This window comes from Methanosphaera sp. ISO3-F5, from assembly GCF_034480035.2.
Taxonomy (GTDB): domain Archaea; phylum Methanobacteriota; class Methanobacteria; order Methanobacteriales; family Methanobacteriaceae; genus Methanosphaera.
This window is the reverse complement of sequence record NZ_CP118753.2, coordinates 2,427,667-2,452,654: the sequence shown is the minus strand read 5'-3', so window position 1 is coordinate 2,452,654 and position 24,988 is coordinate 2,427,667. Positions and strand designations below refer to the sequence as shown.

At 31.5% G+C, this 24,988-nt stretch carries 26 protein-coding genes, 3 tRNA genes and 1 other RNA gene; 15 read left to right on the top strand and 15 right to left on the bottom strand.

Going from position 1 to position 24,988, the window contains the following annotated elements:
• The first annotated feature begins 13 nt into the window (after positions 1-13).
• The 4 genes from PXD04_RS22410 (at position 14) to PXD04_RS22395 (ending at position 3,231) form a co-directional block, all read left to right on the top strand.
• Positions 14-988, top strand: a complete 975-nt coding sequence (locus PXD04_RS22410; protein ID WP_323737013.1) for an alpha/beta fold hydrolase — start codon at positions 14-16, stop codon at positions 986-988.
• Positions 989-1,069: 81 nt separating this feature from the next.
• Complete coding sequence (locus PXD04_RS22405; protein ID WP_323737012.1) at positions 1,070-1,243, top strand: RNA-protein complex protein Nop10; 174 nt, start codon at positions 1,070-1,072, stop codon at positions 1,241-1,243.
• Position 1,244: 1 nt separating this feature from the next.
• The gene (locus PXD04_RS22400) at positions 1,245-2,021 is read left to right on the top strand and encodes a proteasome assembly chaperone family protein (RefSeq protein WP_323737011.1); all 777 of its coding nucleotides are present in this window, start codon (positions 1,245-1,247) and stop codon (positions 2,019-2,021) included.
• A gap of 55 nt (positions 2,022-2,076) precedes the next feature.
• On the top strand, positions 2,077-3,231 hold the full coding sequence (locus PXD04_RS22395; RefSeq protein WP_323737010.1) for a TIGR00375 family protein: 1,155 nt from the start codon (positions 2,077-2,079) through the stop codon (positions 3,229-3,231).
• Positions 3,232-3,252: 21 nt separating this feature from the next.
• On the opposite strand, the gene frhD is transcribed toward PXD04_RS22395, so the two are convergent.
• The 5 genes from frhD to grpE form a co-directional block, all read right to left on the bottom strand.
• Complete coding sequence (gene frhD, locus PXD04_RS22390; RefSeq protein ID WP_323737009.1) at positions 3,253-3,720, bottom strand: coenzyme F420-reducing hydrogenase, FrhD protein; 468 nt, start codon at positions 3,718-3,720, stop codon at positions 3,253-3,255.
• 54 nt (positions 3,721-3,774) lie between these two features.
• Positions 3,775-4,170: a hypothetical protein gene (locus PXD04_RS22385; protein ID WP_323737008.1), complete on the bottom strand. Its 396-nt coding sequence runs from the start codon at positions 4,168-4,170 to the stop codon at positions 3,775-3,777.
• A gap of 55 nt (positions 4,171-4,225) precedes the next feature.
• Positions 4,226-5,386 (bottom strand): molecular chaperone DnaJ, encoded by a 1,161-nt coding sequence (dnaJ, locus tag PXD04_RS22380; protein WP_323737007.1) that lies wholly within the window; start codon positions 5,384-5,386, stop codon positions 4,226-4,228.
• 120 nt (positions 5,387-5,506) lie between these two features.
• Entirely contained in the window at positions 5,507-7,366 is a 1,860-nt protein-coding gene (dnaK, locus tag PXD04_RS22375) for a molecular chaperone DnaK (RefSeq protein ID WP_323737006.1), read from the bottom strand.
• A gap of 50 nt (positions 7,367-7,416) precedes the next feature.
• Positions 7,417-7,950 carry a nucleotide exchange factor GrpE gene (gene grpE, locus PXD04_RS22370; RefSeq protein ID WP_323737005.1) on the bottom strand — a complete coding sequence of 178 codons (534 nt, stop codon included), beginning with the start codon at positions 7,948-7,950 and terminating at the stop codon, positions 7,417-7,419.
• A gap of 229 nt (positions 7,951-8,179) precedes the next feature.
• On the opposite strand from grpE, the gene PXD04_RS22365 reads away from it, so the two are divergent.
• Together PXD04_RS22365 and PXD04_RS22360 are read left to right on the top strand one after the other, a co-directional pair.
• Positions 8,180-8,686: an ArsR/SmtB family transcription factor gene (locus PXD04_RS22365; RefSeq protein ID WP_323737004.1), complete on the top strand. Its 507-nt coding sequence runs from the start codon at positions 8,180-8,182 to the stop codon at positions 8,684-8,686.
• Positions 8,687-8,795: 109 nt separating this feature from the next.
• Positions 8,796-9,770, top strand: a complete 975-nt coding sequence (locus tag PXD04_RS22360; protein WP_323737003.1) for a hypothetical protein — start codon at positions 8,796-8,798, stop codon at positions 9,768-9,770.
• Positions 9,771-10,154: 384 nt separating this feature from the next.
• Here PXD04_RS22360 and PXD04_RS22355 read toward each other — a convergent pair.
• Together PXD04_RS22355 and PXD04_RS22350 are read right to left on the bottom strand one after the other, a co-directional pair.
• Positions 10,155-10,229: transfer RNA gene (locus PXD04_RS22355), tRNA-Arg, on the bottom strand.
• Between the two features lie 77 nt (positions 10,230-10,306).
• A tRNA-Arg gene (locus PXD04_RS22350) sits at positions 10,307-10,381 on the bottom strand.
• 219 nt (positions 10,382-10,600) lie between these two features.
• Here PXD04_RS22350 and PXD04_RS22345 point away from each other — a divergent pair.
• Positions 10,601-12,379, top strand: coding sequence for a glycosyltransferase (locus PXD04_RS22345; RefSeq protein ID WP_323737002.1), 1,779 nt, complete (start codon positions 10,601-10,603; stop codon positions 12,377-12,379).
• 479 nt (positions 12,380-12,858) lie between these two features.
• Here PXD04_RS22345 and PXD04_RS22340 read toward each other — a convergent pair whose 3' ends face one another.
• On the bottom strand, positions 12,859-14,130 hold the full coding sequence (locus PXD04_RS22340) for a UbiD family decarboxylase (RefSeq protein ID WP_323737410.1): 1,272 nt from the start codon (positions 14,128-14,130) through the stop codon (positions 12,859-12,861).
• 26 nt (positions 14,131-14,156) lie between these two features.
• A complete protein-coding gene (gene purE / locus PXD04_RS22335; protein WP_323737001.1) occupies positions 14,157-15,200 on the bottom strand; it encodes a 5-(carboxyamino)imidazole ribonucleotide mutase in 1,044 nt (347 codons plus the stop codon).
• Positions 15,201-15,329: 129 nt separating this feature from the next.
• Here purE and PXD04_RS22330 point away from each other — a divergent pair, with 129 nt between their 5' ends.
• Entirely contained in the window at positions 15,330-15,740 is a 411-nt protein-coding gene (locus tag PXD04_RS22330) for a hypothetical protein (protein ID WP_323737000.1), read from the top strand.
• Positions 15,741-15,751: 11 nt separating this feature from the next.
• The gene (locus tag PXD04_RS22325; RefSeq protein ID WP_323736999.1) at positions 15,752-16,219 is read left to right on the top strand and encodes a hypothetical protein; all 468 of its coding nucleotides are present in this window, start codon (positions 15,752-15,754) and stop codon (positions 16,217-16,219) included.
• Positions 16,220-16,275: 56 nt separating this feature from the next.
• Here the strand turns inward: PXD04_RS22325 and rnpB are convergent.
• An RNA gene (gene rnpB / locus PXD04_RS22320) (RNase P RNA component) lies at positions 16,276-16,571 on the bottom strand.
• A 30-nt stretch (positions 16,572-16,601) separates the two neighbouring features.
• Positions 16,602-16,676: transfer RNA gene (locus PXD04_RS22315), tRNA-Met, on the bottom strand.
• Between the two features lie 118 nt (positions 16,677-16,794).
• Between PXD04_RS22315 and map the strand changes: the two genes are divergently transcribed.
• From map to PXD04_RS22290, 5 genes are all read left to right on the top strand, one after another.
• Positions 16,795-17,772 carry a type II methionyl aminopeptidase gene (map, locus tag PXD04_RS22310; RefSeq protein WP_323736998.1) on the top strand — a complete coding sequence of 326 codons (978 nt, stop codon included), beginning with the start codon at positions 16,795-16,797 and terminating at the stop codon, positions 17,770-17,772.
• A 90-nt stretch (positions 17,773-17,862) separates the two neighbouring features.
• Entirely contained in the window at positions 17,863-18,888 is a 1,026-nt protein-coding gene (locus tag PXD04_RS22305; protein ID WP_323736997.1) for a sugar phosphate nucleotidyltransferase, read from the top strand.
• Between the two features lie 32 nt (positions 18,889-18,920).
• The gene (gene hisH / locus PXD04_RS22300) at positions 18,921-19,541 is read left to right on the top strand and encodes an imidazole glycerol phosphate synthase subunit HisH (protein ID WP_409988290.1); all 621 of its coding nucleotides are present in this window, start codon (positions 18,921-18,923) and stop codon (positions 19,539-19,541) included.
• Positions 19,542-19,627: 86 nt separating this feature from the next.
• On the top strand, positions 19,628-20,968 hold the full coding sequence (locus tag PXD04_RS22295) for an AIR synthase-related protein (protein WP_323736996.1): 1,341 nt from the start codon (positions 19,628-19,630) through the stop codon (positions 20,966-20,968).
• A complete protein-coding gene (locus tag PXD04_RS22290; RefSeq protein WP_323736995.1) occupies positions 20,961-21,335 on the top strand; it encodes a hypothetical protein in 375 nt (124 codons plus the stop codon). The genes PXD04_RS22295 and PXD04_RS22290 overlap by 8 nt, the downstream gene beginning before the upstream one ends.
• Here PXD04_RS22290 and PXD04_RS22285 read toward each other — a convergent pair.
• From PXD04_RS22285 to PXD04_RS22270, 4 genes are all read right to left on the bottom strand, one after another.
• Positions 21,332-21,991: a PHP domain-containing protein gene (locus tag PXD04_RS22285; RefSeq protein WP_323736994.1), complete on the bottom strand. Its 660-nt coding sequence runs from the start codon at positions 21,989-21,991 to the stop codon at positions 21,332-21,334. The two genes, PXD04_RS22290 and PXD04_RS22285, sit on opposite strands and share 4 nt — an antisense overlap.
• A 146-nt stretch (positions 21,992-22,137) precedes the next feature.
• Positions 22,138-22,455, bottom strand: a complete 318-nt coding sequence (locus PXD04_RS22280) for a hypothetical protein (RefSeq protein WP_323736993.1) — start codon at positions 22,453-22,455, stop codon at positions 22,138-22,140.
• A 156-nt stretch (positions 22,456-22,611) separates the two neighbouring features.
• Entirely contained in the window at positions 22,612-22,908 is a 297-nt protein-coding gene (locus PXD04_RS22275) for a hypothetical protein (RefSeq protein WP_323736992.1), read from the bottom strand.
• A 49-nt stretch (positions 22,909-22,957) separates the two neighbouring features.
• Positions 22,958-23,380, bottom strand: a complete 423-nt coding sequence (locus PXD04_RS22270) for a hypothetical protein (protein ID WP_323736991.1) — start codon at positions 23,378-23,380, stop codon at positions 22,958-22,960.
• Between the two features lie 375 nt (positions 23,381-23,755).
• Between PXD04_RS22270 and PXD04_RS22265 the strand changes: the two genes are divergently transcribed.
• A complete protein-coding gene (locus tag PXD04_RS22265) occupies positions 23,756-24,967 on the top strand; it encodes a bifunctional 5,6,7,8-tetrahydromethanopterin hydro-lyase/3-hexulose-6-phosphate synthase (RefSeq protein WP_323736990.1) in 1,212 nt (403 codons plus the stop codon).
• The last annotated feature ends 21 nt before the right edge of the window (positions 24,968-24,988 follow it).

The window sequence follows — 24,988 nt, the reverse complement described above, 5'->3', positions numbered from 1 at the left end:
TTGAGGACTTTTTATGGAAATAGAATCTATTAATCCAGATTATTATACTCTAAATAATTTCACATTTAATAATGGTACAACTTTAGAAAATTTAAAAGTCGAATATATAACATTCGGAACACCAAAATATGATGAAGAAGGACATATAACAAATGCAGTCATATATTTTCATGGAACAAGTGGAAATTATGCATCAATAAAACGTATCAAAGAGGCTATTGGTGAAAATTTAGCATTTGACACAAATAAACTATTTTTTGTTTCTTTATCTACTCTTGGAACACCTGGAAGTAGCAGTCCCAGCACATCAGATATGTTCAATGAATATCCTGAATATACTGTATTGGATATGGTAAATTTTAACAGAATGTTTCTGAAAGAAGCCTTGAATATAATTAATCCGTTAGGACTTATAGGAAATTCTATGGGAGGTTTTGAAGCTTTAACATGGGCAGCATATTATCCTAATGATATTGCTTTTGTAATATCATTGGTCAGTAGTTATAAGGTGGGTGGACAAAATTATATTATTGGAAAAGTAATGAATGATATTATTGAATCAGACCCAGATTTTGGAAGTCCTGATAAGCAAATGAAACGATCATTACAATTATCCAGTAAAGCAATGTACTCTTTTGGATTATCCAGACAGTATTATATGGATTTGACTAAGGAAGAAATTGATAATTATATGGATGAATTTGCACAAGAAGATTCTGAAGAAAATGTTTATGATGCATATTATAGAAATAAAGCAACAATAAACTATGACTTAACAGGCAAGGTATCAAATATAATAGCACCAACTCTCATAATTGCCATAAAGGAGGATCAATATTTCCCACCAGAATTGGATGCTATACCTATGCACTCACTAATACATGATTCTAAACTAGTTGTATATAATTCACACATAGGACATATTGGTTCAAGTCAACTAAATAAAATAAAAGATGAACTAGAAGAATTCATGAAACAATTCAAATAAAAAAAAATCCAGACATACATTGCAAGTGTAAAAAAAAAATTAATAAGCACTTATAAGTAAGAATACGATTAATATAATATTATGAAATTTCAGATGAGACGATGCAACAAATGTATGGAATACACATTACAAGAAAAATGTCCTGACTGTAATGAAAAAACAGGAGTAATATTTCCAGCAAGATATTCTCCACAAGACAAATACGGAAAATATAGAAGAATACTAAAAAAACAACAAGAAGCCTTGGAGGACTAAAATGGTAGAAAAAAACAAGATAACCCAAACAGAAGAAATAAAATTAGAAAATCCAATAGTACTAGAAGGATTACCAGGAATAGGATTTGTAGGAAAATTTGTAGTAGACCAAATAATAAAACAATTAGACGCAACAAAATTCGCAGAACTAAAATCAGATTACTTCCCACCACAAGTAACAATGAAAGAAAACGGCCTAATAGAACACATGAAAAATGAATTCTTCTACATAAAAGACTTAGGCGAAAACAATCAGGACGTAATACTACTAACAGGAAATTCACAAGGATCCGACTTTGAAGGACAAACAGCAATATCACAAGTACTAATGGACTACTTCGAAGACCTAGGAGCAACAAAAATATACACACTAGGAGGATTAGGAACAGGAGAATTCGTAGACAAAAACAGAGTATTTGTTGCAGCAAACAACGAAGAAATGATAAAAGAAGTTCTAGAAATAGAAAATACCGAAATACGAAAAGAAGATGGTGGAGCAATAATAGGAGCATCAGGTCTATTACTATACTATGCTGAAGAAAAAGACATTCCAGGGCTATGTCTAATGGGAGAAACTCCAGGATTTTATATAGATGCAAGTGCAGCAAAAGCAGTACTACTAGTCTTATTTGAATTATTAAACTTTGAAATAGATTTAAGTGAAATAGAAGAACAAATAGAAGAAACACAAAAAAGAATAGCAGCAACCCAAAAACTACCACCAATGGGCATGGAACAACCAGTACAAAGTCCTGATGATCTAAGATACATCGGATAAACTCATCCTCTCCCCAACATCATTTCACATTACTATTTTTTCGCCGTGATACAAAATGATAATAACTGCAGATTTACATGTACATAGCAAATATTCAATGGCAACATCAAAAAACATGATTCCAACAATAATGGCTAAAGAATCATCTAAAAAAGGCTTGAACTTAATAGCAACAGGAGACGCACTTCACTCCAAATGGTTAAACACATTAGAAGAAAACCTACAAGAAAAAGAATATACCGGCATATACGAACTTAAACATCAAGAAAACAATTACACAAATTTCCTAATAACAACAGAAGTAGAAGATAATCAGAGAATACACCACCTAATACTAATACCCTCAATAGAAACAGCATGGCAGATGAGAGAAGAATTCACAGTAAAAAATATGGACGCCGATGGAAGACCAAAACTACGGATGAACGCATCAGAAATAATGGATATTACACAAGAATATGATTGCCTGATAGGACCAGCACACATATTCACACCATGGACTGGAATATACAAACAATATGATTCAATAACCGACTGCTACACTCGAAAACCAGACTTTGTGGAACTAGGATTATCAAGCGACACATACCTGGCAGACACAATAAGGGAACTTAAAGATTATACATTCCTAACAAACTCTGATTCCCATTCACCATGGCCTCATAGAATAGGACGAGAATTTAACAAGATAGAAATTAAAAAATTATCCTTCAAAGAACTACAAAAATCAATAAGGAAAGGAAAAATCATAGAAAACTATGGAATAAACCCTAAAATGGGAAAATACCATGAAACAGGATGTATCAAATGCTATAAATCATATACTATAGAAAAAGCATCAGAACAAAACATGAAATGCACATGTGGAGGACAAATAAAAAAAGGAGTACTCTCAAGAATCAGGGAATTATCCACATATGAACAGCCAATCCACCCAGAAAACAGGCCACATTATCAGTATATACTACCATTATCAGAACTGCTTAGCATGGTACATGATAAAGGAATAACAACAAAATATGTTCAAACAAGATATGATAATTTGATTAAAAAATTTGGCACAGAAATCAACATATTACTGGATACAGATATAGAACAAATAAGAAAAACAGACCCTTCACTTGCAAAAGTAATAAAATCTTATAGGGATAACACTATACAAATTACTGCAGGTCGTGGAGGACAATACGGTAAACTTAAAACAATTTAAAAAAAAAGTTTGGGATTGAAGTTATATTTTAACTTCTTCATAAACAAGGTCTATTGCTTTAGGAATTGCTTCTAAAACTTTGTCGGTTAATCCGTATTCAACAAATGGTGAAGATACTTTTTCTGGTTGACAGGCTATGATTACTATTTCTACTTCTTGTAGCTCTTCAAGAGGATCTGCTACTGAAACAGAGTGCGGGTCTTGATATTTTCCTTGAGGAACATCATCTTTAGATAATATTTTAACATCACCCGGTTGTCCTCCGAAGTCTGCAATGTCTATTATAACTATTTTTTTCCATAATGGGTTTGGTAATGAAAATATGTAATGTGGAGCACTAGTTCCTGCATCTATTGTCATTACATTGGATGGTAATGGTCTTTCATCTAAGTGTTTTTCAATTTCATCTATTGTTGCCGGACCGAATCCATCATCTTTAAACAGGACATTTCCACATCCTACTACTAAAATTTCTGCGTCGTATGCCATTTTATTATCACCATTTTTTTCTATGTATTAATTTTTAGTTTTTAATCTTTTTAATCATTTTCCTATTGGACAGTAACATTTCATGATTTTTTTTTCTTCACTTGGACTTAGTGGTTTTTCAAGTTTTGTATGATACCATGCCAGTTGATATTTTTTATTTTCCGGATTTTGGTATAATGCATAACCCTCATTTTCATCATACATTAACATTATCCATCTATCTGAACCAAGTAATGTTTTATAAATTTTACAAGTAAACCTATTATTTTCGTCATCCTTATTAAAATATGCATAACAATTAGGAATACTAATCATTTCTTTGGGTAACATTTCATTATTTTTATACTTGTATTCATGTAATAATTCTTCAACTTCAGAAAATTTTAAACATGAAAACTTTTCATCATCAATTACAATATCTAAAAAAACATTGTCATCAGAAATTATCATAACAATCACATCAAAAATAGGAATAAAAGAAAATTAGAAAGGGGAACAAAGAAAATTATTTATTTAAAGACTCCTTAACCTTATCAAAGAAGCCCGTTTTAGCATGAGAAATTTCTTCCCCACTAACATCAGCAAATTCTTTAAGTAAATCTCTTTGTTTATCGGATAACTTTTTAGGAACAACAACATGAACTTTAACATATAAATTACCTTTACCGGACCAGTTCACGTGTTTAATACCTTCTCCTCTAAGTTTAAATGTTGATTCGGTCTGAGTACCTGCAGGGATTTTAACGGTAGCAGTACCACCATCTATTGTAGGAACTTCAACTTCTGATCCCAGACAAGCCTGCACATAACTTATATCTAAATCATAGTATAAATGTTGACCATTTCTTTCAAATAAGTCATGATGTAAAACATTAATGGTAATGTATAAATCTCCAGCAGGAGCACCATTAAGGCCATCATCACCTTCACCTGCAACTCTTAACCTACTGCCTGTTTCAACACCAGCAGGAATAGGTATTGATATCTTGTTTGTAGTACGGGTTAAACCTTTTCCATGACATTCAGTACAAGGAGTTTCAATAATTTTTCCTTCACCTTTACATTGAGGACATGGGGATACTGTTGAAAATTGTCCTAAAGGTGTGTTCTGGACTTGTCTGACTTGTCCTGAACCATTACATGAGGTACATGTTTTTGATGAAGTACCTGGTTCTGAACGTTCTCCATGACAGTGTGGACAACTTTTAAGGTGAGTAATATCCAAGTCTTTTGAAACACCATTAGCAACTTCTTCTAATGTAATATCAATAGTATGTGCTATGTCTCTGCCCCTGTCATTTCTTCTGTTTGGTGCACCTCCAAATCCGAATAAATCTTCAAAAATGCTACCAAATCCGCCTTGACCTCCACCAAAGCTGAAGTTACCGAATATGTCTTCAAAGTTTATGTTGTTGAATATGTCTTCTTGGCTAAATCCATCCATTCCTGCGTGACCAAACTGATCATATCTCTGTCTTTTTTCATCATCAGATAATACTCCGTATGCTTCACTTAACTCTTTGAATTTTTCTTCAGCATCAGGGTCATCCTTATTAACATCTGGATGGTATTTCATTGCAAGCTTTCTGTAAGCTTTTTTAATGGTTTTTTTGTCAGCGTTTTTATCAACGCCTAAAACATCATAATAGTCTCGTTTATCTGCCATTGATTTTCCCCTTTTTAATTTATAAAAAAAATAGTTAAGGAATATTTTTTTCCTTAACTATAATCGTTCACGTCTATATTGGATATATTGTTTTTGTAGTTAATTAATTAATTGTTTAATTTATTTTTTTTCAAAGTCAACATCAATGGTGTCATCATCATCTGTTGGTTGTTGGTTGTTAGCATTATCTTGTTCTGCTTGTTGTTGAGCTTGAGCAGCTTGAGCAGCTTGTTGATAAATTTCTGCTCCAATTTCTTGGATGGTTTTATCTAATTGTTCTGATTTTTCTTTAATTAAATCAATGTCATCTTTTTCTATTGCGTCTTTAAGTTCTGCTTGTTGATCTTTGAGTAATTTTTGTTTGTCTTCAGATAATTGTTCTTTAAGTTCTTCTAAAGTTTTGTCAGTAGTGTATACTAATGAGTCAGCGTTGTTTCTGATTTCAATTTCTTCTTGACGTTTTTTGTCTTCTTCAGCGTGTGCTTCTGCTTCTTTTACTTTTTGTTCTATTTCTTCATCGGATAGTTTGTTGGATGATGTGATGGTAATTTGTTGTTCTTTACCTGTTCCTTTGTCTTTTGCAGATACGTTGATTATACCGTTTGCATCAATATCGAATGTTACTTCGATTTGTGGTGTTCCTCTTGGTGCTGATGGAATACCTACTAGTTGGAATCTGCCAAGGGTTGTGTTGTCGTTTGCCATTGGTCTTTCCCCTTGTACAACATGTATGTCTACGCTTGTCTGACCATCTGCTGCTGTTGTGAATATTTGACTTTTCTTGGTTGGTATGGTTGTGTTTCTTTCGATGAGTTTTGTTGCTACTCCTCCCATGGTTTCAATACCTAAGGATAATGGTGTTACATCTAATAATACGAGGTCATCGATTTCTCCAGCTAATACTCCTCCTTGGATGGATGCTCCGGATGCTACACATTCCATTGGGTCAATTCCTCTTTCTACTTTTTGACCAACAAAGTCTTCTACGTATTTTTGGATGATTGGCATTCTTGTAGGTCCACCTACTAGGATGATTTTGTCAATGTCTCCGTTTGCCATTTTTGCATCGCTTATTGCTTGTTTGATTGGTGCTCCACATTTTTGTACAATGCCGTCTACTAGTTCTTCTAGTTTTGCTCTGGTTAGGGTCATGTTTAAGTGTAATGGTCCTGCTTGTGTTGCTGTAATGAATGGTAAGTTAATGTCTGTTGTGAGTGTTGTTGATAATTCAATTTTTGCTTTTTCTGCTGCTTCTCTGAGTCTTTGTGCTGCTTGGTCATCGTTTAATAAGTCAACGCCATTTTCTTTTTTGAATTCTTCTGCTAAGTATTTCATTAGAGCTGTATCCATGTCGGTTCCACCGAGGTTTGTGTCTCCGCTTGTTGATTTTACTTCAAAGATACCATCTCCGAATTCCATGATGGTTACATCTAACGTACCTCCACCTAAGTCGAATACTAATATGTTAACGTCTTCTTCGTCAGTTTTATCTAATCCATATGCTAGGCTTGCTGCGGTAGGTTCGTTTACTAATCTTAGTACTTCTAGTCCTGCTATTTTTCCTGCATCTTTTGTTGCGGTCCTTTGGTTGTCGTCAAAGTATGCTGGTACTGTGATTACTGCTTTTTGTACTGGTTCTCCGAGGAATGCTTCTGCATCTTTTTTGATTTTTTGTAGGATTAATGCGGATATTTCTTGTGGTGTGTATTCTTTTCCTTTGATGTTTACTTTGTAGTCTGATCCCATGTGTCTTTTGATTGCACTTATGGTGTTTTCTGGGTTTGTTACTGCTTGTCTTCTTGCAGGTTCTCCTACTAGCACTTCTCCGTCATCTGTGAATGCTACGTAACTTGGGAATGATTTTCCGTATTGTGTTGCTCCTTCTGCACTTGGTATGATTGTTGGTTTTCCGCCGATTAGTGCAGCTGCTGCTGAGTTACTTGTTCCTAAGTCTATTCCGATTACTTTTTCTTCTGCCATAAATATCACCTTATATCTTTTTTTTTAATTATTTATTATCGTAATTGTTATTATTTTTTACATACTTTTACTTTAGAGTAACGTATTACTTTTGAGTTTAGAGTGTAACCTTTTTGTAGGTCTTGTATTATTTCATTGTTTTCGTAGTTTTCGTTGTTTTCTGTCATTAGAGCTTCGTGTTTGAATGGGTCAAATTTTTGGTGTTCTGTTTCTATTGGTTCTACACCTTCTTCTTCTAAGATTTTGGTCATTTTTTTGTATATTAGTTCTACACCTTCTCTTAGGTTTTTATCTTCTTTGACTTCTAATGCTCTTTCTAAATCTTCGTAGGCCTCCAGTACTTTTAGTATTAGTCCTTCATTGGCATATTTTACGAATTCTAATCTTTCTTTTTCGGATCTTTTTTTGTAGTTTTCGAAGTCTGCATGTATTCTTTGTAGTTTGTCTTTGTATTGTTGTATTGTTTCTTCTTGTTGTTGTATTATGTCTTCTTCTGTTGGTTCTTCTGTTTCTTCTTGTGTTTCTTCTGTGTTTTCTGTTGTTTTTTCGATTTCTTCTTTTTCTATTTTTTTTTCTTCGCTCATTTATTCACCCTTATTTGTTTTATCATATAATTTTTTTTATTATTTTATTAGATTTAAGGGCTTAAACTATTATAGTAACCCTAAGTTATAAAAGTATTTTTTGTTAATTATAGATTAAATTTTTAAGTATTTAAAGTTAACGGTATTTTAGTTACCTTAGGTAACATTTATATATTGTAGTCAATATAATATTATACAGAAGTTTCAATTAAAAATCGAAGGTGATACTATGGATTTAGAAGCTGTTCTTGATGTAATCGGATGTAAAACACGACGTGATATACTTGCATTACTAACAGAAGAACCAAGATTTGTAAGTCAAATATCACAACAACTAAATGTAGGACAAAAAGCAATTATTGGACATCTTAAAGCAATGGAAGAATTAGGATTAATATATCCATCATTCCAAAAAATAGAAAGAGGAAGACCAAGAAAATACTATGAAATAACACAAGACATTGAAATAAAAATTTTCATCAAACCCGATTCAATCAATATGCATATGATGGGTGAAGAATTCACAGAATTATTCAATATAGAAGAAAGATTATACATGGGAGATCCAGATGCAATTGATGATTTAAAAACCGCAATAACAAAATATAAAAATGCTCTAAAATATGCTGAAGAACTACTTAATCAAGTAGAAAACCCAGAAAAACATAAAACTAGAACTATTATCACAGATATTACGAAAACTAAAGCAATACCGGAATTTAATAAAATTGATTAAAAAATCTTATATACTTTCTAATAATATATAATATATTATAAAACGTTATATAATAGACAATTATTTAACACATAGTGTTCTGCTAACAAATAATCAATAAGGTGAAATGATGGATAAAAAAATTATATTGTCCGTCTTAATAGTAGCTCTTATAGGTATTGTGGCAGCTACCTATCAAATCAATCCTGGTCAAGAAATATTAAATCCTCTTGCCAGTGTAAATACTGAAGATACACCAGTAACAGAGGTTTTAACAGCACCAGAAGAAAGTCAACAAAAAGCTCAAACAGATGCTAACACTCAAGCTAAACAACAAGCTCAAGCAGAAGCTCAGGCTCAACAAGCTAAAGATGAAGCAAAAGCTCAGCAACAGGCTCAGCAACAATCTGAGAATACACAACCTGATAGTTCAGCAGCAGGTGCTACATCCCAAAGTAGCATAGTAAACTCAGAAAATCCTGTAACTATACCTAGCTCAGCTACAAATAGTGAATCAGCTTCAAGCAGTTCTGATTCAGGTTCCTCTTCTAGCAGTGATAATGCTGGTAATTCAGGTTCCTCATCATCAGATTCTGGAAGTGCTTCATCAGCCAGTACTTCAACTAGTGATAGTTCTTCTGCTAATAGTGGTTCAAATACTAATGGTAGTTCTTCTACCGGTGCTGATTCAAGTACTAATGGTAGTTCTTCTACTGGTACTGATTCAAGTACTAATGGTAGTTCTTCTACTGGTACTGATTCAAACGCTAACGGTTCCTCATCATCTTCTGGAAATGATCGTCCTGAAGGAGATGAAGTTGTAACTGATTCATCTGTGGATGATAATACCTGGTCTGAAGTAAATTCAGTAGTTCAAGGTGCACAAAGCAACTTTGCATTTGGAATTTATGCTGATAGGGAATCATGTTCAGTAGATGAAAACGGATTATATTCTGTAAAAGTTTATAATTCTGATAATAATGCATTGGTTGGAACTTTATTTATTAACATTAATAAAAACAGTAATGAATATGGTCAATGGTATTTAATTGATGTTAATGGGGATTATCAAGGAAAAGATGTTGATCCTAGTAGGGTCAATTAATCATGTATAATTTTAGGTAGTACTACAAAGTATAAGACAATTAAGACAAAATGTCAATTGACAAAATGGTTGAGATTAATTTTTTTCTCAAAACCTTTTTTTTAATAATGGTTTAAATCGCTTATTTAATTTAATAAAAAATATATACTATTATTATTAAATATTTGATTATAAACTTTTAAGGATTTAATAAAATCGAGGTAATATTATGGATTTTGTACCAATAGTTGCATTAATTATAGTTGCAATGATTATAATTACATTAATCGGTCATTTATTAGGACGTTCAATAGAGTAAGTATGTTCTAATAATATTTTTCTCTTTTTAAACATCTCTTTTTAAAATTAGCTATTCTTTTTTTATCAGACTTTTATTATTTAATACGGATTTGGGGGGATTCGAACCCCCGATCTTCAGATTAGGAGTCTGATGCCCTATCCAGGCTAGGCTACAAACCCATATCTAATATATTTATATTAATTATAATAATTTAAGTAAATTATGTTTTTAAAAATAGTTATTAAGTTAATATGAGCGGACCTGGTGGGAGTTGAACCCACGGCCTCGGGATTAGAAGTCCCGCGCCCTATCCAGGCTAGGCTACAGGCCCCTATTAAAACTTATGTTACTATTATTATGGTATATCATTCATCCTTTTTATACTTTATGGTTACTACTATGATTTCACTTTCTTAAACATATCTTATTTCGGATTTAATTTATATGTATTATGTTGATAACTTTTTTCATTTGGAGATAAACTATTTTATAGTATAATTTATATACCTTAATAATAGTTAAAAAATTTACAAAAAATTAAGGAGATTTCATGTTTCAAATACTGCCATTTATAATAATTATTTTGGCTTCATTACTTTTTTTTAACAACTCTAAAAGTTATGTTAATAAAACAGTTTCTATTGTAATCCCTGCATTTAATGAAGAAAAATCAATAGGTCATGTTTTAGAAACAGTGAAAAAAGTAAGTGAAATAACTCAGATAATAGTTGTTGATGATGGATCAACGGATAACACATCAAAAATAGTTTCTAAATTTAATGATGTCATACTATTGAAGCATGAAAAAAATAAGGGCAAAGGTTCTGCAATGAAAACAGGACTTAAAAAAGTAACAAATGAAATAGTTCTTTTTTTAGATGCAGATTTATCTGAAATTAATCAGTATCAAGTTGAAGCTATAATTAAACCTATACTTGAAGGTAATGCCGATATCACTAAAACAAAATTTAAACGAGAAGCAGGTAGGGTAACAGAATTAACAGCAAAACCTTTATTACAATTCTTTTTTCCAGAATTAAATTTTGATCAACCATTAAGTGGTCAATTTGCTGCAATAAAAAGTTTTTTAGATAAGATTGACTTAGAGCATGATTATGGTGTAGATATAGGTATTGTATTGGATGCTGATGCACAGGGTATGAGGATTGAAGAGGTTGATATAGGTAATATGGTTCATGAAATGTCAACCCTTCAAGAACTTAATATAATGGCTAATGAGGTAGTTAGAACTATTGTTGATCGTGCTATCAGTTATGGTAGATTAACTTTGGTTGATGATTTAGGTAATGCTATAAGAATGGAAATAATGGGTTTATCTCTTATTACATTCGGTATATTCGGATTATTTTTTATTAAATATATGGGTACTCTTGTTTCTGCTCTAGTAATTTTGTTAGGATTGTTTATTTCATTGTTTTATATTTTTAAGATTATTCGAATGTCTTTTAGAATGTATAAGCAGACTAAAATTCCTACGTTACAGATTTTTAAATCGTTTATGCGTATGCATTTTCCGGTTGTTATATCTGTGATTATATTATTTGCTATTGTAGTTTCATTATTGGGTTCTGTTAACATTTCTTCTAATGAAATTTCTATTGAACCAGCCAGTAAGAATCTTGTGATTTCAACTGTTAGTCAACCTAGGAGTAGTGTTGATGTAAGGGGTCCGTATACTGTTGAAAGTGCTCTTGAAAATGAACAGCATCTTATTCGTTTATCAAATTCTGCTCTTAATACGTTACAGGCGCATTATGGTGATTTTATGTATATTGATGGTAAGTCTTATCAGTTGGAACAGCCTGTTGGTAATGAAAATGATTTAATCAGGATTTCTGAGGATCCAAGGAAAGTCTTGGATATTGCTACTGAAACTGTTGTGAGGGATAGTGATTTAAGGGGCTTGTTTGAAAATACTTATCTTGTCCGTAATATTCATAATGATGAAGTTGCTAATATTGAAGCTGATGGTAATCAAACTAAATTGGATATTATTAATAATACTACTGTAAATGTTGTTTCTCAGATTACTACTCAGGCTAGATCTGCTAAGATTTTATCGGTTTATGTTAATAATACTAAGGTTGCTCAGGTAACGGGTTCTTTTGTGAATGGAACTTATCTTTTCAGTGTTAATAATGAGACAGTGGATAGTTTTGATTTGAACTCTTCTAGTCATGGCTTATTGTATAATGGTACATGTGATGGTCAATATGTAGAGGTTGTGGTGGAAAGTTCTGATGCTAATTCAACTAATTTGTTTGCTGATTCATCTTCCAAGTTCAGATTTTTAAATATTAATATTTAATTTTCTATTTTTTTTAATGTTTTCTATTTTTTTAGTTATTTTTTTGTATATTTTTTATTTTTTAGTTATTTTTTTAGAAATGTTTAAATATAATGTTGTGTATATTATTGTTTATGGTACAAATATTTTAAACATTTTTTAATTTTTCAGTATTTTTTGTTTTTAATGTTTAAATATTGTATCATATATTGTATTTTTGTATTAAGTTAAAAAACATACCATAAAAACCTCTTAAAAATAGTCAAAGTAGTTAGTTAAACATATTCAAATAGTTCAATATTGTTCAAAAAAAGTAGAAAAATGGAAAAAATAATGATATTACATATAAAGTTAAGTATCCCGAAAATTGTTTTGTTATCACCATTAATGTAATATTATTAGATGTTTTTTAACTAGGGATACTTACTCCCCTATTCTATAAAAAATTTCAGACATATATTGCAAGTGTAACTTCACAACAAAAAAGAAACACTACACCCTTAATCATCAAGAGTAAAACTCACTCTTTCATAATCATCTAAATTATGGAACGATTTGGTAGCATCAACACCAATTTTTGTAGTAGTACCATCAATTTCAGCAACAGGATCTAATGATGACCCCCTAGCTTTAGGAATAATGAAAATATCATCATCACCCTTAACACGAGTACTAATAGCATACTCCACATCAACAGGATCAAAAATATTAATATCCTCATCAACAATAACACAATGTTTCAATGAAGGATGAGCAGATAATGCAGCCATCATAACATTTTTAGCATCACCCTCAGTTTGTTTCTTAATAGATACCACAGCATGTAACCAACAACAACCACCCTCAGTTAAAACAACATTCTGCACAGTTGGCAAAGTATTCTTAACACTATTATAAATACGTGGCTCCTGTGGCAAACCCTGTAACAACTTATGTTCATTACCAGCAGGAAGAATTGCATGATAATATGGATCATCTTTATAATGCATCCTACTTAATTCTATAACAGGTTCATCCCTAATTTTATCATAAGTATCAGTTAAATCAACAAAAGGACCTTCACTTTTTCTCACATTAGGCAAAATCCTACCTTCAAGTAAAATCTCACACTCAGGAGCTTCAATATCAACACTTTCACATTTAACTAAAGTTAAATTACCATCTTGGAAAGTATTAGCAACCTCCAACTCATTTTCAGAAATAGGAATACTGGTAGTACTAGCAAGTAAAGTAGAAGGATTCAGACCAATAGCAATAGCAACCTCCAAAGGTTTACCTAACTCTTCAGCTCTCTTATAATAAGTATATAACTGTCTAGGAACAATCCTAATACCTAACTCAGTATCTGAATGAACCAACATTCTATGAATAGAAGCATTAGTCAATCCAGTATCCGGATCCTTAGCAATAACAATTCCGGCAGTAATATATTTGCCCTTATCCTTAGGATAATGTTTCAGGATAGGAAGTTTACTAAGATCTGCATTTTCATTATTTGGATAAACATCATCAAAATTTTTAACATCACTAATTTTAGTAGGATTACCTGTAGCATCAATAATATTTTCAGTAATTTTATCCACACTAGTATTAATTGAATTAGCAATCTTTTCTCTCGTATTACAAATACCAGATATGATATTCATATCAGAACCTTTAACATTAGTAAAAACTAAGGTATCCTTAGGATGTCTCTTTAAAATAGAAGTAATTTCATATTCAGTGGAAACTTCATCATCAATTTCTATAATATTATCATTAATTTCATCAATCAAACGGGACATATCTATTCTCCTCTTTATTCATAGTATACATTTCTATGTAATGTTTTCATAAACTGTAACAATTCATTTCTAATATCATCATCATATATTGAAAATATTCTGGCAACAAATAAAGCAGCATTTTCACCAGCATCTAATCCCATAGTAGCAACAGGTACTCCAGGGGGCATTTCAATCATACTTAATAATGAATCAACACCAGATAATCTTGTAGTACATGGAACCCCTATAACTGGCTTGGTTGTTAATGAAACAATAGCACCTGTAAGGATTGTTGATAAGCTACTGACTGCAATATACAAGTCAACATTTTCATCAATATCCTCAATATATTTTTCAAGTTTATATGGATCTCTAGTAGCAGAAATTACCTTATATTCACATTTAATTTTAAGAGTTTCAAGTGTCTGAATAATTTTACGCACAGTTTCCATATTAGAATAATTTCCAGAAATTATCACAACTTTAGTATCATCATCTAAATTATATTCTTTATCTATTGATACAACTTCCTGTTTATTCAAGGCTGTTTTCCTATAATGTTTGCCTGCTATTTTTTCAATAAGTTCTTCCTCTGATTTCTGCATCTTAGCATTATATGCATTTCTTTTTTCTTTCAGTACATTTTTCATTTCTTCATCATTACATGCAATAATCTGACATGCCAGCCATGCAGCATTATCTCCTCTGTCAATACCCATAGTAGCTATAGGTGTTCCCAGCTGCATTTCTGTAGAAGATAATAATGAATCTAAACCACCTAATTTCACATCTACCGGAACAGCAATAACCGGTTTTGTTGTGTATGCTGCAACTACTCCAGGTAAATGAGCAGCCAATCCAGCAATTGCTATTATAACTTCTACTTCTTCTGTTTCATTTACAATTATTTCTTTTAATCTTTGATGTGTTCTGTGTGCAGATGCTACACGTAAATCATAGTTAATGTTCATTTCTTCAAATACATTCACAGCCTTTTGAGCTACCTTATAATCTGATGCACTTCCCAGTACTATCATTACTTTACTTTGACTAATTATATTGCCCCCATCATACATTGTCTAAACTTTATCATTATATTATATTGTGTTTTTATTCCTATTTTTAAATTTGTAATTTTACTTAGTAAAAGATATAATTTATAAATAACATACTACTTATTATATTTAAACAAAAGGATGATAGTTATGGACATGATATTTACATCAGAACAAATATTCATACTAATACTAGCCGTAATTTTTCTAATAGCAGTAATAGTCATAGTAATCGAATGGCGTAAAAGCACAGTCTCAAAAAATGATATCAGATTGCTAGAAAAACAAGCTGAACTTAAGAAAATTGAATTAGTCGAAAAAGACTTGGAAAGTAAGCAGAGAAAAGAAAGTTTTGCAGACTTATCTGAAGAGGACCAGGAAAAGTTAAAACAAATTAGATTAAACACATCCGAAATAGCTGCTAAAGTAGGTTTACTAAGTACTCAGGTTAGTGAAAGAGTAGAACAGTTAGAAGCTAAAAATGAACTAGTTAAACTAAAAAAATTATCTGTTGAATTAGATAAGAAAGAAAAAGAGTTAAATGATTTACTTAATGAATAGGAGTTGAAACTATGGATCCTGCAACAATACTTGCAATAATAATATTAGTCGTTGCTATTCTCATATTATTATATTATTATTTACAATCAACCAACAATCCAGTTTATCAAAATATTCATGCTCAAGCTTCAGGAATATCAAATCGTGTTGCTCAAGAAGAATATGTTGCAAACATATCTGAAAAAGTAAATGGATTCAGTGATAAATTCAAGGATAGAGTTCAGGATGATGATGAAGAACATATATCAAAAACAGATGCTATGTCTAAGAAGATATCTCAATTTATTGATGAACAGAGTGAACAAGTCATTGAAGACTGGAATCTTGCAACTCATAAAGATTTGGATCAAATCATTGAGAGATGTGATGCATTAAATGATGATTTTTCATCATACAAGGAAAGTAATGATGCACGCGTGTCTGAATTAGAGCAACGTGTTAATAAAATTAGTGATGAACTTTCAGAATTGAAAAAGTAGTCATTAAAAATTCTCTTTTTTTTAAAAAAATTATTTAATTATATTAAAGTTTTTTGGTATGCTAAGAGTAATCCACTTCATGTTATACCACAGCATTTATCTTAGCAAGTTACCTTGTAATAATTTTACATGTTTACTTTTGCACTACGTGGATTGTTCGTTTCATCGATTACTAATGTTAAGCTAATCAACCCAATTGTATCATCTATTATTGCTTGATTATAGTCTATCGTATCGTTTCTATCACAGGGTCACACTTCTCAGTGTACGTCAATGAAGAGCGTCACGTCTTTTAATCATAGTGTGTGGAATTTCCTCAGTAATAATTACCGTTAGCTGTGCTTTAGCTTACCAAAAAAAATAGATTAATAATATAATATAGTAGCGGGGCCTAGATTTGAACTAGGGCTCTCGGGGTTATGAGCCCCGCGGGATCACCAGACTACCCCACCCCGCTATTGCAATAAAAATAACTGCTCTGTAAAGAGCTATATAAATTTAAGTATGAACTTATATATAAACTTATCTATTCAAATATATACTATGATAAATAAATATGATAGTAGTGATGTAAAATGTTGGAAAAATATGAAAAAGCTGGTAAAATAGCAGCAAAGGTTCGAAAACAAGCAGCAAAAAAAGCAACAGCTGGAATGAAAGTAATAGACTTAGTTAACTGGATAGAATCTGAAATAAAAAGTACAGGGGCAGGTTTATCATTTCCATGCAATGTGTCAATAAATCAAATAGCAGCTCATTACACATCACCACCAAATGACGACACATTATTATGTGAAGGAGACATAGTAAAAATAGATCTGGGAGCAGAAGTAGACGGATACATATCAGATACAGCAGTAACAGTAATAATAGAAGGAGACAATGCAGAACCAGTAGATGAAGAAGGAAACCCTCTAAAAATGCCCGGAAGATTGGATGATGGAAATCCAACAGTAACAGAAGACGAAATAGAAGAACGTCACGCAATCAAAGATGCATCAAGCAGCGCATTAGAAAATGTAATAAGCATCATAAAAGATGGAGTAAGCTTAGAAGACATAGGAAGAGTAGTACAGGAAACAATGCATTCCAAAGGATACACCCCCATAGTAAATCTAAGCGGACATAGCCTAGAACAATATAACCTACATGCAGGTTTATCCATACCAAACTATCCAGAAAAAAGTTCAGTAATTCTAAAAGAAGGAGATCATGTAGCAATAGAACCTTTTGCAACAAATGGAGTAGGAATGGTAAATGACATACCACACCATTACATATACTCCTACCTCAGAACAAGACCATTAAGACAACCAGATGCAAAAAAATTACTAAAAACAATACGAGAAGATTTCACATACTTCCCATTTGCACAAAGACACCTAATGGAAGGATACGATGAACACAAACTAAACAGAGCAATGAGACCACTAATTACATCAAGATCAATATACCCATACGCTGCTTTAAAAGAAAAAACAGACGGAATGGTTGCACAAACAGAACATACAATAATAGTAGAAAAAGATGGATGCAAAGTTACCACACTATAAATATTTTTAACAAAATTTATTTATTATTAAAAAAAAAGATTTAACTAACTTAAAAAGATTTTAATAAACAACAATATAAAAGTGATTTAAATGAATGAAACAGTTGGTATGATTTTATGTGGAGGTTTTGGAAAAAGACTCAGACCAGTTACTGAAACAGTACCAAAACCACTCGTAGAACTCAAAGAAGATTATACTATATTAGACAAACAATTATTCGACTTTAAAAGTGCAGGAGTAAACAAAGTAATACTTTTAACTGGATTTTTAGGTGAAAAAATAGAAGAACGCTATGGAAACAATTACATGGGCGTTGAAGTGGAATACGTTAAAGAAGAACAACCACTAGGAACACTTAATGCTATAAGATTAGGTATGGAACATATGGATGACGGAGTTCAATGTGTAATCCGAAATGGTGACGTTGTAGCTGATCTAAGTATTAAAAAAATGATAGAAGACGGAGAAAAAAGTCCATTCGACTTCAACATATTTATCACACAAATGACTTCACCATATGGAATAGTAGAACTCAGTGGAGACAAAATTGTTTCATTTAAAGAAAAACCATTACTAGATTATTATATAAATGGTGGAATATACTTCTCAAAAGGAAAATTAGACTTTGGAAACTATAAAACTGGAGACATAGAAAAAACATTATTCCCAGAACTTGCCAAAGACAAAAAATTAGGATACTACAAAGAAAACGGTTTATTCTGGATGGCAGTAGATACCAGTAAAGAATTACAACAAGTACAAGAAGAATACGAAAACAGGGAAGACAAACCATGGGGATACGAAAAAATACTCATATACACAGAAAAATACCTTACCAAGGAATTATTCATTAAAGAAGGGTATCAGACAAGTTTCCATTACCATCCAAACAAGGATGAAACAATGTACATAGTAAGCGGTAAAGGATACATAGAATTTGAAGACTCAAAACAATACTTCGGAGCAAAAGATACGGTAAGAATAGAACCAAACACTCCACACACTATCGTGGCCATAGAAAACACTGTATTACATGAAGTATCAACACCGGATCTTGATGACACAATAAGAATCAAAGATTTCTATGATTCCCAAACACCATCTGGTGACCGATAATTCTCTTTCTCTCTTTTTTAGGTTGTGTTATTATTAATGATATTGTTATAGTAGATTATGGAAGCGGTAATCTACGCAGTATTTACAATGCTTTTAACCGTATAGGTGTGAATGTAAAAGTATCCTCTGATAAGGATGTGCTAACTGATGCTGAGGCTCTTATAATTCCAGGTGTAGGATCTTTTGGAGTTGCTATGAATAATATTTCTCCTTTTGCAGACATTATTAAGGATCATGTGGATTCAGATAAACCATTACTGGGTATATGTCTTGGTTTACAGGTATTATTTGAATCTAGTGAGGAAACAATTGATGCTCCTGGTTTGGGCTTGTTAAAGGGTGATGTTAAACGTTTTAATTTGGATTCTAATTTTAAAATTCCTCATATGGGGTGGAATCAAATTAAAATCAATGATACTTCAGATAATAATCTAAGTATTCTTGAAGGAGCTGATAATGAGTATATGTACTTTGTTCATTCTTATTATATTAATCCGAGTGATACGGAATATATAACTGCATATACTGATTATGCTTTTGATGTTCCTGTTGCTATTGGTAAGGATAATCTTTTTGCACTTCAATTTCATCCTGAAAAGAGTGGAAGGGCAGGTTTAAGTATTTTGAAGAATTTTGTTAATCTTATAGATTAACTCCTTTTTTATGAAAATTTTTATATATTGGTATGATAAAAATAATATCATACTTTTTTAATAAAAAGTATTAATAAAGTGATTTTATGGACATAGAAAATTACGTGAAAAAATGCATACACGAATCAAAAACAGAAAAAGAAACAATAGAAAAACTTTCAACAATAATCCGATTCTACAAAAACATAAACCAAACACAATCAACAAAACTATCACAAGCAGTATACGAAGAAGTACAAATAACAGAACAACTCGAAAAAAACCAAATACTAACATACCCAAAAACCAACATACACATGGGAGAATTCGGAGTAGGATCACGCGGACAAGGAGACTTCTATGTTCACAGCAAAATCGCAGAAATAATAAAAAATACCAAAACATCATCAATAGTCAACCCCACAGCACAAGATGATGGAGGAGTAGTAAAAATAGATAAAAACACACAATACGTTACCACAGCAATAGATGGAATACATTCAAGACTAGGCGACTACCCCTTCTTAGCAGGTTTCCATACAGCAAGAGCAACACTACGAGACGTATGTGTAATGGGAGCTAAACCAGTAGCACTAATAAGTGACATACACCTAGCAGATGACGGAGACATAGCAAAAATATTAGATTATACAGCAGGAATATGTGCAGTAAGTGAACTAACCAATGTCCCCCTAGTATCAGGCAGCACACTAAGAGTAGGAGGAGACATGGTACTCGGAGACAGACTAGTAGGAGCAGTAGGAGCAGTAGGAACCTCACCAAAAAAGCCCACAGCAAGAAGCGAATCAACCAACGGAGACATAATACTAATGACAGAAGGATCAGGAGGAGGAACAATAACCACAACAGCAATCTACAACAACATGCCCCAAGTAATCATGGAAACACTAAACGTACAATTTATCAAAGCATCAAACCTACTAAACCCAATAAACGAAATCCATGCATTAACAGATATAACCAACGGAGGAATCAACGGAGATGCCAACGAAATAAATAAAACAACAGGACTCGGAATACATTTATACGAAGAAAAAATAATAGAATTAATAAATCCCAAAGTATACGAAATGTTAAAAACTTTAAACATAGACCCATTAGGAGTATCAATCGACTCCCTAATGATAATAACTCCAAAAAACACTGCCGATAAAATAATCAAAACATTAGAAAAAGAAAACATCAAATCCGGAATAATAGGCTATGTCAACAACACAGGAAAAACAACCATACAAAAAAGCACGGGAGAAATACAAGAATTAGTTCCCAAATTCAGAGAAGCAGCATACACTCCAGTAAAAAAAGTAGTAGATGAAATAAAAACTATAAACTTCGAAGAAGGAAAACAGGAAATAGATAAAGTAACAAGAGAAGTTATCTCAAAAAAAGAAGATATAGTGAGGTGGATACAGAACAAACATGAATGAAAATGGACAATTTCTATTATATGATGCATTAATATCGCTATTACTAATATTTATAGTTATAATAGCAATGTTTTATGTACTAAATCAAGAAGAAGACTTCACGCCAAATAATAATGAAGTAACAGATAGATTAAACATATTATCTTCCTACTCAGTAAACGGCAAAAATATACTACTAAAAGTAGAAGAAAACGATTCAATATCTAAAAAAACAGTAACAGATATATTATCAGATAAAGAATATATTCTAGACGATTTAACAACAAATCAGACAATACTAAGCAATTATTCTACAAATCATAAAAATAGGATAAGTGCAAAAAAAGTTATCGAAGAACATGAGTTTAGATTAACTTTCTGCAGTTAATCTACAACTTTAGGCTTAGTTTTCCTTCCTTTTTTTCTTATAACTTCTTTAATTATAAGATTCATAGGTGTTCTTTCACCATGAGCCTTAGTATTTCCTTTCTTAATATTTTTAATAATTTCATCCACAGAATCACAATCAGGAATCTCAGTATAACAACGAGCTATACCCTTAGGAAAATGAGCATCACTAGCACCAATTTCTGGTATATTATCTTTTTCAGACACTTTCTTTGCCAAATAGTTAGATGCACCCAATATGAACCGTGAATTCTTAGTTTCCATAGCATCCACATCCAAACTTCTTACAATATCTCCAATTCCACTCCTATAAAAACAGTATGGATGAGCAGCTATAGCTATTCCCCCATTGTCATGAATCTGATCAATTGTTTCTGCAGGAGTTTGCATTGGTTTAATATAATCAGTTATACCTAATGCTACTATATGACCTTCAGTACTGCTTACTTCTTCTCCAGGTATCAATATTAAACCATCATGTTCTAATTTTCTAATAGCCCAAGTTCCCTCTATTTCATCATGATCTGTTATTGCAATTGCATTCAAACCAACTTTCTGACTATATCTAATAATTTCCTCTAAAGGAGTTATGGAATCTTTTGAATATTTACTATGTATATGTGTATCTATTTTCATAATATCTTCCACCCGCATTGAATTACTTATTATCCAGTACTGTTAAAATAGGCAGTTAAATTATACTTTGTAATTTATATTTTAATATTTTTTTGGCTCAGTAGAAATCGGTGTTGTCAAGATGTGTGGTGAAGTTACCTTTTTCATCATAAAAATGCGTTTCGAGAATCCCATCTTTCAAGATTCAAATTTAGTCTAGATAAAAATCCACGTAATGTTTTAAATTTATTTTTTAAAGATTTCGGTGCAAGATCACCAAAAATACGCTCAATCCAATTACTAGTACGTTCAATAAAACTATCTTCAAGAAACATAGTTAAATAACGAGAATAAGGACGAATCTTTTTATCAACAATCTCATTAATAACATCCGGAAACTCTTCACGCCTACTAAAAATATTATCCAATATATCTAATACTTCAAATCTATTTTCTACTTCGTAAATTTGATAAAGTTCTTCCAAATATTTTTTTTATATTCCATATGGGTCTCTTTTTTGATATTGTTCTCTTTTACATGATTGTATAAGTATTTATTGATGTTTTGTTTTGCATGGAATTCACAGAATTGGTGTTTGAATCCTAAATCTTGTATTGGTTTTCTATAAGCAATATGTAAGTCAGTTGTAATTGCTTTTACGTGGTTGATTAAGTGTAGCATTCCGTAAGAAATTATAAACTTCAGTACTGTTTTCTTCTTTAACTATTTTATAATCCACAAGTGTTTTATGATGTACATCAAATAATGCAAAGAAATAAACATAATTATCACTAATTTCATCTATTTTAACCCATAAACTATCAAATACATAATATCCAGAATAATTTTCTATATTAGACTCATATTTAATACTATAATCGACTATAATGTCCTGTACTTCCTGGTAAGATAAGTATACATTATGAATTCTTTTCATGATTTTCCTGTATTCTACGAACTGGAGTACCACAAATAGCATAGTAATTCTATATTATCTTCATAATGCGCCTGAAAACACTGAATTTACTATCAACTACACTATTAATATCTGCAGAAAAACCTTTACCACAATTACGACATTCATAACGTTTAATATGAGCACCAACATTACCAAAAACATTCAAAACAAGTTTTTTAGGATAATAACCATCTTCAACAACATGTTTAGAACCACAATGAGGACAATAACTCCTAAATTGAGTAAAAACAACACCATCTTTAGTTTCAAAAACTTTCAAATTATTAGTAATCTGAGATAGCTTAGATTTCACATAATCATCAGCAAAAGTAACTGGAAGATCATCATCAAAATAATTATCCAAATAATCTACAATTAAATCTTTACAATCAACAGATAATAAATTTACACATTCATCATCAGTATTATCTTTTCTAATAACATCAACCAATGGTTCACTAAAAAAACCGTCAAATTTAAGTTGATGACTAACATAATTAGTAATAGGAGAGTTATTTTCTTGTTTTATAATATAATATCCATCCTTTTTACTATAAAAACTTTATTATCACTTATTTTTTAAAACACGCCCCAAGGGGCGAATAAAACTAGTAAAAATTAACATTTAAAAAGAATTAAAAAAAGTATTACTTTTTTGCTAAAAAGTAACTGAAAATTCATCACCACACATTCTGACTACATCCACTTGTATAGTCAATTATATTATTGAAAAATAACATATATATTATCATTATAATAAAAATTTTAATCCAATATCTAATGATCTACAATGGATCATTATCAAAAATATAATGGAGAATAACTTATGTATGAAATAGGAGAAGCTTTAATTGGTGATGGGCCTGAATTAGCTCATATCGATTTAATAATTGGAGATAAAAATGGTCCTGTAGGAACAGCATTTGCAACAAATATGGCAAGCATGTCTGTTGGACATACACCATTGTTATCTGTTATAAGACCTAACTTACCAACAAAACCTGCAACACTTATTGTACCTAAAGTAACAGTACAAAACTTGGATGATGCAAGTAAAATTTTTGGTCCGGCTCAAACAGCAGTTGGAAGGGCTGTGGCTGATGCTGTAGAAGAGGAAATTATTCCAAGAGATATGGTTGAAGATTTAGTTCTAATGGTTAATGTTTTCATTGATCCTTCTGCTAAAGATTATCGTAAAATTTATCAATATAATTATGGTGCTACAAAACTTGCAATTAAACGTGCATTTGATAAATATCCATCTGTTGATAAAGTATTAGCTGAAAAAGATAGGGGAACACATCCAATAATGGGATTCAAGGCTATGAAATTATGGAACCCACCTTACTTACAGGTTGCATTAGATCTTGATAATGAAGATAAAATGCGTAGTATTATAAGAGATTTACCAAAACGTGAAAGAATTTTAATCGAAGCTGGTACTCCTCTAGTTAAGAAGTTTGGTGTAGAAATTATTAGTAAAATTAGGGAAGAAAGACCTGGTGCTTTTATTATTGCTGATTTAAAAACATTAGATGTTGGAAGAGTTGAAGTTAAAATGGCTGCTGATGAAACTGCTGATGCGGTTGCAATTTCTGGTTTAGGTACTAATGAATCTATTGAAAAGGCTATTCATGAATGTTCTAAACAGGGAATTTATTCTATTCTTGACATGATGAATGTACAGGATATTCCGGCAAAACTTGAACAACTTAAATTAAAACCTAATATTGTATTATTACATAGAAATATTGATTCTGAAACTATGAATGATAATGATAATGAGCAACAATCTGAATGGGGTAATATTAGGGATATTAAATCTAAGTTAAATGAAAGAGGTTTAATTGCTGTTGCTGGTGGAGTAACTCCTGAAAAGGTTAATACTGCATTAGATAATGGTGCTGATATTATTATTGCTGGCCGTTATATTATTGGTTCTTCTGATGTGAGAAGGGCAGCTAATGATTTCTTAAGGTATATGCCTCAAGATTCTGATACTATGAGGGTTGCTCTTGATGAGGATGAAAAAATTTAGATTTTTTTATTTTTTCTTATT

Coding starts and splice junctions, on each gene's coding strand:
- purE (WP_323737001.1), bottom strand. CDS start 15,200: ATGTATGATGGGGGCAATATAATTAGTCAAAGTAAAGTAATGATAGTA.
- dnaJ (WP_323737007.1), bottom strand. CDS start 5,386: ATGGCAGATAAACGAGACTATTATGATGTTTTAGGCGTTGATAAAAAC.
- PXD04_RS22330 (WP_323737000.1), top strand. CDS start 15,330: ATGGACATGATATTTACATCAGAACAAATATTCATACTAATACTAGCC.
- PXD04_RS22265 (WP_323736990.1), top strand. CDS start 23,756: ATGTATGAAATAGGAGAAGCTTTAATTGGTGATGGGCCTGAATTAGCT.
- PXD04_RS22365 (WP_323737004.1), top strand. CDS start 8,180: ATGGATTTAGAAGCTGTTCTTGATGTAATCGGATGTAAAACACGACGT.
- PXD04_RS22295 (WP_323736996.1), top strand. CDS start 19,628: ATGGACATAGAAAATTACGTGAAAAAATGCATACACGAATCAAAAACA.
- map (WP_323736998.1), top strand. CDS start 16,795: ATGTTGGAAAAATATGAAAAAGCTGGTAAAATAGCAGCAAAGGTTCGA.
- PXD04_RS22385 (WP_323737008.1), bottom strand. CDS start 4,170: ATGATAATTTCTGATGACAATGTTTTTTTAGATATTGTAATTGATGAT.
- PXD04_RS22285 (WP_323736994.1), bottom strand. CDS start 21,991: ATGAAAATAGATACACATATACATAGTAAATATTCAAAAGATTCCATA.
- PXD04_RS22400 (WP_323737011.1), top strand. CDS start 1,245: ATGGTAGAAAAAAACAAGATAACCCAAACAGAAGAAATAAAATTAGAA.
- PXD04_RS22325 (WP_323736999.1), top strand. CDS start 15,752: ATGGATCCTGCAACAATACTTGCAATAATAATATTAGTCGTTGCTATT.
- PXD04_RS22275 (WP_323736992.1), bottom strand. CDS start 22,908: ATGAAAAGAATTCATAATGTATACTTATCTTACCAGGAAGTACAGGAC.
- PXD04_RS22305 (WP_323736997.1), top strand. CDS start 17,863: ATGAATGAAACAGTTGGTATGATTTTATGTGGAGGTTTTGGAAAAAGA.
- PXD04_RS22290 (WP_323736995.1), top strand. CDS start 20,961: ATGAATGAAAATGGACAATTTCTATTATATGATGCATTAATATCGCTA.
- PXD04_RS22345 (WP_323737002.1), top strand. CDS start 10,601: ATGTTTCAAATACTGCCATTTATAATAATTATTTTGGCTTCATTACTT.
- dnaK (WP_323737006.1), bottom strand. CDS start 7,366: ATGGCAGAAGAAAAAGTAATCGGAATAGACTTAGGAACAAGTAACTCA.
- grpE (WP_323737005.1), bottom strand. CDS start 7,950: ATGAGCGAAGAAAAAAAAATAGAAAAAGAAGAAATCGAAAAAACAACA.
- frhD (WP_323737009.1), bottom strand. CDS start 3,720: ATGGCATACGACGCAGAAATTTTAGTAGTAGGATGTGGAAATGTCCTG.
- PXD04_RS22360 (WP_323737003.1), top strand. CDS start 8,796: ATGGATAAAAAAATTATATTGTCCGTCTTAATAGTAGCTCTTATAGGT.
- PXD04_RS22405 (WP_323737012.1), top strand. CDS start 1,070: ATGAAATTTCAGATGAGACGATGCAACAAATGTATGGAATACACATTA.
- PXD04_RS22410 (WP_323737013.1), top strand. CDS start 14: ATGGAAATAGAATCTATTAATCCAGATTATTATACTCTAAATAATTTC.
- PXD04_RS22395 (WP_323737010.1), top strand. CDS start 2,077: ATGATAATAACTGCAGATTTACATGTACATAGCAAATATTCAATGGCA.